8 protein-coding genes and 1 tRNA gene are annotated in these 13480 nt (G+C 42.3%); 5 read left to right on the top strand and 4 right to left on the bottom strand.

Going from position 1 to position 13480, the window contains the following annotated elements; translation table 11 throughout:
- The first annotated feature begins 77 nt into the window (after positions 1 to 77).
- From FW759_RS04765 to hemB, 4 genes are all read left to right on the top strand, one after another.
- Positions 78 to 1478, top strand: coding sequence for an efflux RND transporter periplasmic adaptor subunit (locus FW759_RS04765; RefSeq protein ID WP_062845089.1), 1401 nt, complete (start codon positions 78 to 80; stop codon positions 1476 to 1478).
- A 35-nt stretch (positions 1479 to 1513) separates the two neighbouring features.
- Entirely contained in the window at positions 1514 to 4744 is a 3231-nt protein-coding gene (locus FW759_RS04760) for an efflux RND transporter permease subunit (RefSeq protein ID WP_062845090.1), read from the top strand.
- Positions 4741 to 6543, top strand: coding sequence for an efflux transporter outer membrane subunit (locus FW759_RS04755; protein WP_446442354.1), 1803 nt, complete (start codon positions 4741 to 4743; stop codon positions 6541 to 6543). Before FW759_RS04760 ends, FW759_RS04755 begins: the two co-directional genes overlap by 4 nt.
- A gap of 249 nt (positions 6544 to 6792) precedes the next feature.
- The gene (gene hemB / locus FW759_RS04750; RefSeq protein ID WP_062845092.1) at positions 6793 to 7800 is read left to right on the top strand and encodes a porphobilinogen synthase; all 1008 of its coding nucleotides are present in this window, start codon (positions 6793 to 6795) and stop codon (positions 7798 to 7800) included.
- Positions 7801 to 8091: 291 nt separating this feature from the next.
- Here the strand turns inward: hemB and FW759_RS04745 are convergent, their stop codons facing one another.
- The gene (locus tag FW759_RS04745; protein ID WP_443505865.1) at positions 8092 to 9069 is read right to left on the bottom strand and encodes a glutathione S-transferase family protein; all 978 of its coding nucleotides are present in this window, start codon (positions 9067 to 9069) and stop codon (positions 8092 to 8094) included.
- Positions 9070 to 9333: 264 nt separating this feature from the next.
- Here FW759_RS04745 and FW759_RS04740 point away from each other — a divergent pair.
- Positions 9334 to 9410: transfer RNA gene (locus FW759_RS04740), tRNA-Val, on the top strand.
- 483 nt (positions 9411 to 9893) lie between these two features.
- Here the strand turns inward: FW759_RS04740 and FW759_RS04735 are convergent.
- The 3 genes from FW759_RS04735 to FW759_RS04725 all read right to left on the bottom strand — a co-directional run bounded on the left by FW759_RS04735 (position 9894) and on the right by FW759_RS04725 (position 13468).
- On the bottom strand, positions 9894 to 10493 hold the full coding sequence (locus FW759_RS04735) for a BLUF domain-containing protein (RefSeq protein ID WP_443522419.1): 600 nt from the start codon (positions 10491 to 10493) through the stop codon (positions 9894 to 9896).
- A gap of 511 nt (positions 10494 to 11004) precedes the next feature.
- The gene (locus tag FW759_RS04730; RefSeq protein WP_353670187.1) at positions 11005 to 12414 is read right to left on the bottom strand and encodes a YjiH family protein; all 1410 of its coding nucleotides are present in this window, start codon (positions 12412 to 12414) and stop codon (positions 11005 to 11007) included.
- A 94-nt stretch (positions 12415 to 12508) separates the two neighbouring features.
- Positions 12509 to 13468, bottom strand: a complete 960-nt coding sequence (locus FW759_RS04725; RefSeq protein ID WP_131400698.1) for an arginase family protein — start codon at positions 13466 to 13468, stop codon at positions 12509 to 12511.
- Positions 13469 to 13480 lie beyond the last annotated feature (12 nt).

Raw genomic sequence — 13480 nt, 5'->3', positions numbered from 1 at the left:
ATATTCGATACGCTAAGATTTATTGACAATTTTTTATACTGTCATTCTTTATTTCATACATATTGCCGAGGACATTGATGAAGCACTCTACTCTTGCGCTTGTAATAGCATCTGTACTATCTGGAGCTGTACTTATCGGCTGTGACAAAAACGAGGACGCTGCTGGTGAACAAGCCGCACAGCAGCAGATGCCGCCTGCGGTTGTCAACGTGCAGACTGTCACCTTAGAAACCGTTCCTCAAGTACAAACTTTTTCTGGACGTACCGCAGCTTACCAAACGGCTGACGTTCGCCCACAGGTCAACGGTGTCATTGAAGAAGTACTGTTCCGTGAAGGAAGTAACGTTAAAGAAGGCCAACCACTTTACCGTATTAATACCGATAACTATGCGTCTTCTGTCACCAGTGGTCAGGCAGCTGTGCAACAAGCACAAGCCAACTATCAGACAGCACAGGCAAATAACGCCAATGCAAAGGCTGAGCTCGCCAGCCGTCAGGCATCATTGGCGCAAGCGCAAAATGATCTACAGCGCTTAGAGGGCTTAGTAAGCATTGATGCCATCTCAAAGCAGCAGTATGATCAAGCGCAAACACAAGTACGTACCGCGCAAGCAGCGGTACAAAGCGCTGCCGCTGCTGTTGGACAAACACAAGCGGGCATCGAAAGCGCAAGGGCTGGTATTCAAACGGCTCAGGCGGGTTTAGCGGCGAGCAACTTAGATCTTAATCGTACTATTGTACGTGCGCCACTTACTGGTCGTACAGATCGCTCTAGCGTGACTGCTGGTACATTGGTGAGCGCAGGTCAGGCTGATCCGCTAGTCACTATTTCGCGCTTAGATCCTATTTATGTTGATATCAGTCAGTCCTCATCTGAGCTATTAAAGCTACGTCAGCAAATATCTGAAGGCAAGGCACAGCCAGGTATGAACTCAGTTGAGTTGGTATTAGAAGACGGCTCAGTGTATCCAGTACGCGGCAAGCTTGCTTTGTCTGAAGCAAAAGTTGATGAGTCAACAGGCGCTGTTACTTTACGAGCTATCTTCCCAAATAGTAATAATCTGTTGTTACCAGGTATGTATGTAACTGCCCGCTTGACACAAAGCGTGATCAGTAATGCAGCATTGGTTCAGCAAAGTGCTGTAATGCGTACACCTAAAGGGGAAACGCAAGTTTATATCACTGATCAAAACAATAAAATTCAAGTACGTCCAGTGACTATCGATGGTACTTACAATGGACAATGGGTAGTAACGGATGGCTTGCAAGCAGGCGATAAGGTTGTTGTCATTGGTGGCAGTAAGGTCAAACCTGAACAAGAAGTGGTCGTAAAACCGTTAGAAAATGCCAATCCAGCACCTTCTGCACAAAACGCCTCGACTGCCAAAACGCCGCAACAGGCTGCAAAGACAGTGGATAAGAAACCAGCTGGCAATGATAATTCTAGCGAAAAACAAACAGAAGCCGCTGCTCAATAATTCCATTCAAAGATAGGAAGACTTAGGGATATACTATGTCACGTTTTTTTATTAATCGCCCTATTTTTGCATGGGTATTGGCTATCTTGGTCATGCTCATCGGGGTGATATCGGTTATTAATCTACCGATTGAACAGTATCCACGTATTGCGCCACCGACTATTTCAGTCAGTGCAAGCTATCCTGGTGCTAACGCACAAACCGTCGAAAACTCAGTTGTACAGATTATTGAACAACGTATGAAAGGTCTCGACGGGCTTATGTATATGTCGTCATCAAGCTCATCGAATGGTGGTGCTTCTGTCACACTGACCTTTGAAAACGGTACAGATTCTGATACAGCACAGGTGCAAGTACAAAATAAGCTACAGGCCGCTATGAGCTCGCTACCTGAATCGGTACAGCGTCAGGGCGTTAACGTCAATAAATCTTCTAGCAGCTTTTTGATGGTACAGGCTTTCGTCTCTGAAGACGGTAGCATGGACCGCAGTGATATCGCCGATTATGTCAACTCAAATGTCGTTGATCAGATCAGCCGTGTCGAAGGTGTGGGTGAAGTACAGGTGTTTGGCTCAACTTATGCCATGCGCATCTGGTTAGACCCTGCTCGCTTGCGTAGCTATAACATGGTGCCATCTGACGTGGTTACAGCAGTACGTGCGCAGAACGCGCAAGTCTCTGCAGGTCAGCTAGGTCAAGCACCTGCTGATACCGACCAACAAGTTATCAATGCCACCGTTACTGTCCAAAGCTACTTACAAACTCCTGAAGAATTCAGAGACATCTTACTAAAAACCGATGTTTCTGGCGCACAAGTGCGTTTGGGTGATGTTGCCGATGTTGAAATCGGTAGTGAGAACTATAGCGTTATCTCACTGTATAACGGTCAAGAAGCAGCGGGTATTGGTATTTCATTGGCGGGCGGTGCAAACGCACTTGAAACTCGTGAAGCCGTTGGTGCGCGTATGGCAGAGCTGGAATCAAACTTCCCAGCTGGTCTAGTATCCGTTGTTCCATATGACACGACGCCATTTGTTCGTTTATCTATCGAACAAGTTGTGATGACGCTACTTGAAGCCATTGTGCTCGTATTTATCGTCATGTTCATTTTCCTACAGAACTGGCGTGCAACGATTATTCCAACGCTCGCTGTACCTGTAGTCTTACTTGGTACTTTTGCCGTACTCTATGTGGCTGGCTTTAGTATTAACGTACTTACCATGTTTGCAATGGTACTGTCCATTGGTCTACTGGTCGATGATGCCATCGTCGTTGTTGAAAACGTCGAGCGTATCATGGAAGAAGACCCCCATATCTCTGTCATAGATGCCACAACACAGTCGATGGGTGAGATCAGTAAAATCGTTATCGGTATTGCGTTGATTTTATCCGCGGTATTTGTGCCGATGGCCTTCTTTGGTGGTTCAACCGGGGTAATTTATCGTCAGTTCTCTATTACTCTAATTACCAGTATGGTGTTGTCAGCATTAGTGGCGCTTATCTTTACCCCTGCCCTATGTGTGACGTTGCTCAAACGTAGCAAAAGTCATGAAAAAGGCAATAGTGAAGAGCAAAAAGGATTCTTTGGTTGGTTCAACCGCGGCTTCTTTAAGCTTAGTCGCTCATATGAAAACTTTGTTGGTAAAAGTATTCGTTTTAAATGGCTATATCTAATCGGCTATGCAGCCATCATCGGTATCATGGCTGTCGTCTTTTTACGTATTCCAGGCTCGTTTTTACCAGAAGAAGATCAGGGTATTATGTTCACCTTGGTTCAGCTTCCTGCCGGTTCTACACTAAATGAGACGCAGGACGTATTGGATAAAGTCAGCGACTACTATGAAACGCAAGAGACCGATAATATCGCATCCGTCTTTACGATTGCAGGATTTAGTTTTGCGGGTCAAGGGCAAAACATGGGTCTGGCTTTCGTACGCTTGTCAGATTGGGAGAATCGTTCTGGTGCAGAAAACACCGCGCAAAGTGTTGCGGGTCGCGCCATGGGTTACTTCACTACTCAGTTAAATGAGGCACAAGTATTTGCCATTGTACCACCGGCCATTACTGAACTTGGTAACGCCAGTGGCTTTGACTTGATGATTCAGGATACAAGCAATCTTGGACATGAAGGCTTGCTAGAAGCACGTAACATGCTGCTAGGTATGGCAGCGCAAAATGATCAAGTTGCGGGTGTACGTCCGAACGGTCAAGAAGATGCGCCACAGTTGAAAGTGAATATCAACCAAGAGCAAGCCGCCGCTTATGGCTTGTCATTGGCCAATATTAATAGCGTTATCTCTACGGCTTGGGGTTCAAGTTACATCAATGACTTCGTTGATCGTGGACGTATTAAACGCGTTTATGTTCAAGGAGAACCAAGTAGCCGTACTAATCCTGATGATATCGGCAAATGGTATGTACGTAATGATGGCGGTGATATGATCTCATTTGACGCATTCTCCAGTAGTGAATGGGAATCTGGCTCACCACGTCTTACTCGTTATAACAGTCTGCCATCAATGAACATTCAAGGTAGCGCAGCGCCGGGCTTAAGTACTGGTGAAGCAATGAGCGCGATGGAAACTATGATCCAAGATTTGCCTGAAGGTGTGGGTTATGAATGGACGGGTATGTCACTTGAAGAGCAAAAATCAGGTGCACAAGCGCCAATGCTATATGCCCTTTCAATCTTAGTGGTATTCTTATGTCTGGCTGCCCTGTATGAGAGTTGGTCGATTCCGTTCTCAGTACTATTGGTTATTCCTCTTGGGGTATTGGGTGCTGTGATATTTACATTGCTACGCGGGTTTAGTAACGATATTTATTTGCAAGTAGGTCTACTCACCGTGGTTGGTCTATCCGCGAAAAATGCTATTTTGATTATTGAGTTTGCCAAAGAGCACCAAGAGGAAGGGTATAGTCTTACCGAGGCTGTCATGACAGCGGCGCGTCAACGTTTGCGTCCTATTATCATGACCTCGCTTGCCTTTGGACTGGGTGTTGTGCCATTATTCATCGCCACAGGTCCTGGTTCAGGCAGTCAAAATGCCATTGGTACTAGTGTACTTGGTGGGGTTGTTACCGCTACCTTCTTAGGTATATTCTTTATCCCTATGTTCTATATTTGGGTACGTAGTCTGTTCCCGCACAAATACGAGAACAACAAGCCAAACGATAGAGATGGAGGCAATGGTACGCCTGATCCACATAACCCAACGCCTTCTGAGAGTTATCAGCCTGTAAGTTTTGGAGATAATACACAATGAGTGCCCAAAAAATATTTACCATCAACTCAGTCGCGGTAACGAACGTTACTACCGCGACGCAACCCGCTTTATCACGGATCCGCAGAAACAGCAGTCGTTTACTAGGTTTAACCGCCTTAGCGATGAGTATGGCAGCTTGTAATACTATCCCAAAAGCTGATACGCGCCCTGTCCTAGCAGAGCCGAATATTCCGATTGGACAAACTTATGGTGCGTTCGACAAGGAAACGGCAAGTACGGCTGAGCAACCCAGTATTGCCAGTCAGCGTTGGCAGAATTTTTATAGTGACGATCGTCTAAAAGGCTTGATTGCGTTAGGTCTTGAAAATAACAAAGACTTTGAAAGTGCGCGTCTGGCCATCGAAAAAGCGCGGGCACAATATCAGATTACTGATATCAATGATTTACCAAGTATTGATGGTTCAGCAGGTTATACTCGCCAGCGTCAAAGAAGCGTCACCAGTGATGGCTATAGCGTCAATCTTGGCTTGGCAAACTATGAGCTTGATTTTTGGGGCAAAATCTCTAGCCTAAAAGATCAAGCATTACAGAACTTTTTGGCCACAACAGCGGCTAAAGATTCGACTCAGATCAGTCTTATTAGTAATATTGCACAAAGTTATGCCAATCTAAGCTACAGCTTGGCTCAGCTAAAACTGGCAGAGGCGACGGTTGAAAGCCGTGAGCAATCACTGTTTATTGCGGGTAAACGCTTTGAGGCAGGTATTGATCCAAAACTGCCTTCTTTGCAAGCCAGTGCATCATTGGAGACCGCCAAGCTTGCCGTGTTACGTGCGCAAAGCAGTATCTTGACGTCACGCAACGCGCTACAGTTTTTGGTTGGTGGGCCCATTCCGACCAACTTGATTCCAACGCCTGCCGTTAGCAATATTACCAGTCAGCAAATATTCAACGCTGGCTTACCAAGTGAGTTGCTACGCTATCGTCCTGATGTATTACAAGCGGAATATAACTTAAAAGCAGCTGGCGCCAATCTGGAAGTCGCACGAGCGTCTTACTTCCCTTCTATCAGTTTGGCAAGCAGTATCGGTGTCAGTAGCGGTAGTCTAAATGACTTATTCAAAAGCGGCTCAGTTGGTTGGTCGTTTGGCCCAAGTATTAGTGTGCCTATCTTTGACGCTGGTCGTTTAGATGCCAATTATGATGTGGCTAAGATTGAACGTGAACAAACTCTGACAAATTATGAGAGCTCTATTCAAACGGCTTTCCGCGAAGTGTCAGATGTATTGGCAACGCGTGCCACACTTGGCGAACAGCTAGAGTCACAATATCGTCTGCAAGATAACTTTGAGCAGACGTATCAAATCGCTGATGCACGCTTTAAAGCGGGTATCGATAACTATCTAGATGTGCTTGATGCGCAGCGTTCGTTGTTCTCAACGCAGCAAGGTATTTTAGATTTGGAATTACAAAAAATCGTTAGCCAAATTGAGCTATATCAAGTGTTGGGTGGCGGTGCCAATCTAGACGTACCAACGATCATACCAGTACCGCAGCATACCAATTTGGCTCAGGTGCTGACGTTGCCGACCAATACCAATAAAGCAAAAGCCGTCAATGCTATTGATGCAGCTGGCTCAGCACGTGTCGCATCACCGCAAGAAGTGGCTAACATCAAACAAGCGCAAGGCGAAAAAGTCACTACTTTTAAACCTACCGCGGTTGTCGATGTCAATGATGATGGTAAAAAAGAGACAGCTGTAGGTGTGGTGACTAGACAAACCATTCAAAATGAAGACAATGTTGAGCAAGTGCCTGTCACACAAATTGCTGAATAATGTCTATAATCGCTTACTCTTACAAGGTTAATATATCTTCACATTAACCATTGCTAAATACAATCAGCCCTACCGACTTGGTGGGGTTTTTTGCTTTTGTCACCAGCTATTGGGTATAGTAGTGGCACTATAATATACGCTCAATAAAATGCTGTACCGCTTACTGAGTTGTTTAAATGAGGCCGTTTATTTAAGACCATCATTTTAATATTACGATAGCAGTGACTGATAATTAAATAAGGAAAAATCATGACTTATACTTTTAATCGCCAATTTCCTGAAACTCGCTTACGTCGCTTGCGTTATAACGACAACGTTCGAGCGATGATTCGTGAAGTTGAGCTACATCCTAAACATTTTATTGCCCCTGTTTTTGTATTAGAAGGCACCAATCAACGCGAAGCCATTGCAAGCATGCCAGGAGTTGAGCGCTTGTCCATCGATTTGCTCATCGACTATGCCAAGGAATTGTTGGCTGAAGGCGTGACGACAATTGATATCTTCCCTGTCGTTGATAACTCACTAAAAACCCCTGATGGCAAGGCAGCTTATGATGAAGACGGCCTTGCTGCACGCGCGGTCAAAGCCGTCAAAGATGCCGTGCCAGAAATGGTCGTCATGACTGATGTGGCATTAGATCCGTACACGTCACATGGTCAAGATGGCTTACTTGATGACAGCGGTTATGTCGTCAATGATGCAACTGTTGAGGTGTTGGTCAAGCAAGCTTTGGTACACGCTCGTGCTGGTGCTGATATTATCTCTCCTAGCGATATGATGGATGGTCGCATCAGAGCCATGCGTCATGCTTTTGAAGCAGAAGGCTTTGCCAATACCGCCATCATGGCCTACTCAGCCAAATATGCATCCGCTTACTATGGTCCATTCCGTGATGCCGTTGGTAGTGCTGGCAATCTAAAAGGCGGACATAAAAAACAGTACCAAATGGACTTTGGTAATCGTGCTGAAGCCTTGCATGAAGTGGCAATGGATATCAATGAAGGTGCTGACATGGTGATGATTAAACCAGGTCAGCCGTATTTGGATTTGATCCGCGAAGTGAAAAATACTTTTGGTATACCAACATTCGCTTATCAAGTCTCTGGTGAATACGCCATGCACATGGCCGCCATTCAAAATGGTTGGCTAAGCGACGCCGTTATTTTAGAATCTTTGATTGGTTTCCGCCGTGCGGGCGCTGATGGCATCTTAACGTATTTTGCCTTAGAAGCGGCCAGACAGTTAAATAACGCTTAGCTTTTAGACGTACTTTTATGAGTTTTGAAGGCATTGCGCCAGCTGACTGAGATCAGCTGGCGCATTTTTTATTCATTATTGAGCTGACTTAACCAAACAAAATCAATCCACTTATTCGGCCAATTTTAGACACCCAATGGGTTTTGGCTTAGATATAGTCGATTTACTTTAAAACCGATACAGTGCTACTGAGATGGATTTTGCGTAGCCTCTGTTTAGCAGCACGCAAGGAAAGTTTATACCAGTAGCATGTGACTATTCATGTATCTATTTTATTTCGAGCCAACTATATTACAAACGCGCGCGATCATGCGGTTCATTGAAGTTCAAAACAGGACCCACTGGTATGATACGGGTAGGATTGATATTGGCATGGCTGGTGTAATAGTGCGTCTTGATATGCGTCATATTGACTGTCTCTGCCACACCTGATACCTGATACAACTCACGTAGATACCCCCAAAGGTTTGGATAGTCAACGATACGGCGTATATTGCACTTAAAATGCCCGACATAAACGGCATCGAAACGAACCAATGTGGTAAATAAACGCCAGTCAGCTTCTGTTAAAATATCACCTATTAAATAACGACGCTCTGCTAAACGTGCTTCTAGTGTATCTAGCGCATCAAACAGCTCTGTTACCGGCTCTTCATAAGCTTCTTGAGTGGTTGCAAATCCTGCTTTATACACCCCATTGTTTACTGCAGAATAGACAAACGCATTGATCTCATCGATTTCTGCCAACAACTCTGATGGTAAAAAGTTACCTTCTGCTGCCCCTACTTCGTCAAAGGCTGAGTTAAACATACGAATGATTTCAGCAGACTCGTTACTTACGATAGTATTTGTTTGCTTGTCCCATAGAACAGGAACTGTCACGCGCCCTGTATAATCTGACTTGGCAGCCGTATAAATTTCATATAAGTAGTCGGCGTCAAATAACGGATCGGCAACGACGCCCTCACCTTCTGCAAACGTCCATCCTTTGTCTCCCATAAATGGGTGCACCACAGACATCGAAATCATGTCCTCTAACCCTTTTAGTTTGCGGTAAATGGTGGTTCGGTGTGCCCAAGGGCAAGCCAAAGACACATATAAGTGATAACGGTTGGCTTCGGCCTTGAAACCGCCTTTACCTGAGGGCCCTGCGCTACCATCGGCGGTTACCCAATTTCTAAAACCTGAGTCTTCACGTTTAAAGCGTCCACCATTGGCATCTGTGTCATACCATTTGTCCTGCCATTGACCATCGACTAATAAGCCCATTTTGTTCTCCTATATATTTTAATCTTATTTATTAACTGTGCGTCTTTATCACTCTTTGATATCCATGGTAACACTTCTATCTGGTTCTGCCATTCAAGTATGTTGTTGCTCGCAACATTGTATCAAAATCAGGTCATGGCTATTGTTTTAGTAAGCATGCGGGTGCTAATGAGACTATTTTCTTGGTATTTTGATTATAATTTGATATTGGTATAAAAAAGACTTGCAAAGTCTTCAAAACTTGCTAAAATGCTCAACCTAAATAGGCGTATAGCTCAGTTGGTTAGAGCGCTACCTTGACATGGTAGAGGTCAGCAGTTCGAGTCTGCTTATGCCTACCAAATTTAGAAAGCCCCGATCTCACGATCGGGGCTTTTTTTGTCTGTGAAATATGGGCTATAGGAGAAATGGAGTTTTCATCAGCTCATAGTAATGATTATTCAATCCGCTCTAAGTCATTTAGAAAAGCGATGGTGGCCAGCCCTTCAAAATACTCTAAATTAAAACTCTTTTTTGACCTCTACTGCAAAATTCCACCTATTACAGATAGTAAACTATAGGTATTTTATTGATTTGAAAACTACATTTGGTAACTCTATTTTAGAACGTATATATCAATGGGAAACTATCGCATTTGTTGTGGCTTTATAAAAAATAATGGCAACTTCCACACCACGTTTACGATGAATATACCTGATGTGGTACTATTCTTTAATCAACTTGGCAACGCATTACAAATAAAATTTTTATATTAATCAAGGTCATACATCACGACCAGATCATGAGTGTTACTAGAGTACTAAAATTTACGTCGATAAATAGTGCTAAGAAATGACATCATACTTAAATAATAAAATAGCCACTATCGAGCAAATGAGTAAACCAAGAAAGATGTAAAAGAACAAGCCATCATTTGCCAACTTTTTTTCAACTTCAGAATATCCTAAAGTATCAAACGTAATGTGATCAAAATCCTCATCTATGTTGGAATAATTCACTATCTTGACACATTCTATAAAATGCTCTACAAACCAATTCGGCCAAGTTTCTGGTTTAAATGGCGAAATATCGCTCAGCTGAGTATGATTTGAAATCTTTTCCCAGTTACTATCGTTTAGATAAAGGCTATGCATGCGCCAATCTAAAAAGCTGTAACCACCTACCTTTTCAGCAAAAATGACGTCTACCTCTTTATGATTAACGTCTTGGAAAATTCTTTGCATAAGAGAGAATACTATACCCTTTGAACCTTCTAGGCACTGTAAAAAGCTTTCTTCGTTATTACACAAAAAACCTCTAATATTATTGCCTCTATTAAAGCTCTCCGAGTGAGTCTGTATATGCTTAAACACAGACATCTTATTGGTATTTACCTTACTGATATATATCAATCTTATGAGAGCGTCTGAAGGAGTATCGCTCATACAACCTTCTAGCATTTTATGATTTATTATGTTCATTCTTACTTTCACTTTCCTAAACGATCTTGTCTTTCTAATTAATATAATATTTGTTATTTTACATGTTTTCTAAGTATATGTTCAGGCTGAGAGTATGAAAAATAACGCTTTACGTCCATAATTACAGTTATACCAATATTGTATATCCGAGTGAGTTGTAAAAAACAAATTAATGATAACGTCGAGCAAGTACTGACTCCTACCGTCAAATCCGTACAATTAACTTTGGGAGATGTTAATTACGTAGTCTGACGATAAAAATCAAACCATATTTATTATGCTGTCCTCAGCATAGCTCAGATTGACATACTCTTAAAAGCCAATACCTATCTTGTAAGTAGTTCGATGTCAGCAAAAAACCACCTTGATAGGTGGTTTTTTGCTGCTGATTTCTGTTCAGACGTGGTACAACTAGTTTTTAGACAGCCCTATTTAAAAAACTTGCTTGCAAAGCCAAATTTACAGCTGAATATCCTTAAAAAATCATATGAGCACATAATGCAATAATCGGTAATGAAATAACGGTTCTTAATAGAAAAATGACTAATAACTGAACAAAGCTAACGGGGATTTTTGTTCCTAAAATCAATCCGCCGACTTCCGACATATAGATCAATTGAGAGACTGACAAGCAAGCGATGACAAACCGCGTTAATTCTGATTCTATGGAAGAGCCGATGATAGCGGGTAAAAACATATCTGCAAAACCTACCATGATCGTTTTTGACATCTCTGCTGCAAACGGGATATTTAATAGCTCTAAGAATGGAATAAATGGCATACCCAAATAATCAAATACGGGCGTTTTTTCTGCCACAATCAACCCTAACGTTCCAATTGCCATGACGATCGGTAGTATCCCTATCCACATATCCAAGATATTTTTTAACCCATCGTTTAAAAAGGTCAAAAAACTGGGGCTCTTGTCCGCTTTTTGAACGGCTTTATGTAAGCCATAGTTGAATAGCGTTCTTCCTTCGGGAATGGCTTCACAATCTACTTCATCGTTCTTTGTTATATACGTATCTTCAATTTTAGACAAAGGGAATAACTTTGGTACGATGAGCGCACAAACGATGCCGCACAACGCAACCACGCCAATCATATTGATAAAGTAACTTTCTAGCTTGACCTGAGAAATCACCACCAAACAGAATGTCACTGAAACCGCTGAAAAGCTTGTTGCAATCACCGCTGCTTCTCTTTTGGTATAAAACCCACTTTGCAATTGTTTATCCGTTAGTAACACACCAATCGTGCCGTCACCTAACCATGATGCCAAACAATCGACAGATGACCTACCTGGTAAACCAAATAACGGTCTCATGACTTTGGTGCATAAAACGCCAACAAATTCTAATAAGCCAAAATCTAGCAATAGCGGCAGCAATAATCCTGCTAAGAAAAAAACGATAAAAAGTATGGGCATGAGCTCATACAATAATAGACCGCCAATACTGTCTGAATATATTGCCTCAAATCCAAATTTAAAATAGGTCACAACAACAAAAAATGCACCAAGCATTCTAAGAATTAGCCAAGATGTTTTGACGTTCAGTAAATTATTCAAAAATTGATTGTTTAAAATCCATGCAGGTTTCATGATTTTGGTATATAAGCTGCCAACCACCGTAATCATAATTGAGATGACAACGAGCAATGGTAAAAAGTCGCTCATATAACCTTGTATATAATCCTTTAGCACAGCGATAGGAATGGTAAATCCGTCTGAGTAGCTGACAAACTTACCATCCACATAGGGAATAGGAAATACAAAGACGATCAACCCTATCATAGAGGGTATGAAGAATTTTAAAAATTGTTTGATGTTGATACTGTTACTGCTGACATCCTGATCTGAAGCACTGGCTTTAATAATATCCATATTATTGTTACCTTTCGTCCCTTTTTAACCAACCTAAATAATCTTATATAATGATGTTTTAGATTGGATTCTTTAACTTATTTTAAAATTTAGGTTAGTAATTATTCAAAAGTGAATGCGTAACTTCTTCTAAAATCTTAAAAATTCTCGTTGAGTCGTCTTTTGAGTTATTGTACAAGGGATTGATTTCTGCCATTTCCCAACAGCATACTTTTTCATTCTTAATCAACTCTATATTAAGCTGCATGGCTTGCTCATAAGACAGGCCATTCATGGCAGGCGTGCCTGTTCCTGGAACGTATAAAGGATCAACACTATCCACATCAAATGACACATAAATATGATCGCAGTATTCTAGTTTTTTGAAGATTTCTGCTACTGTGGCGCTGATGCCTTTTTTGGTTATTTCAGCCACGCTATATAAAGGAATCTTATGTCTTTTGATTAATTCCATCTCCTCTTCTTGATAATCTCTAACCGCACAGAACACCACATTTTCTGGCTTGATTGATGGCTCATCAGATGCCATAAACTTCAATCGCTCCCAGTACGCTTTTTCTTCGTCAGAAAGCTCGTTGCGCTTACATTCCAAGTTATCGATTGCACAGGCCATTGCCAAAGGCATGCCGTGCATATTTCCTGATCCACTGGTATACGGAGAGTGAAAATCAGCATGAGCGTCTATATACACCACACCGATCTCAGCATCAGGATGCGCCATTTTTAGACCATGCATCGTACCTGCGCAGCTAGAATGATCGCCTGCAATGACAATCGGAAATTGATTCTCTTCTCTAATCTCTTTTATTTTGTGTGCCAATTTAGAAATAACAGGCTCAATCACATCAGCGTATTTTGCATGTTTAAATGGCGATTCTTCTTCATGGATATAGTCATTTTTGATACTGTCAAGTTGCAGTTTTTCATAATACTCTGCGTTGAGCTCTTTTGATGAGGCGCGCAATGCATCAATGCCTAGAGACGCGCCTTTTTTGTACCCTGCGACATCCGAATACACTTCTACTATTCGCACGTTTTTCATTAAATCATTCATTATTCTGTCTCC

The sequence above is a fragment of the Psychrobacter sp. 1176_08 genome (assembly GCF_052850615.1).
Note: the sequence above shows the minus strand (reverse complement) of the source record. Positions and strands in the feature narration are given on the sequence as shown.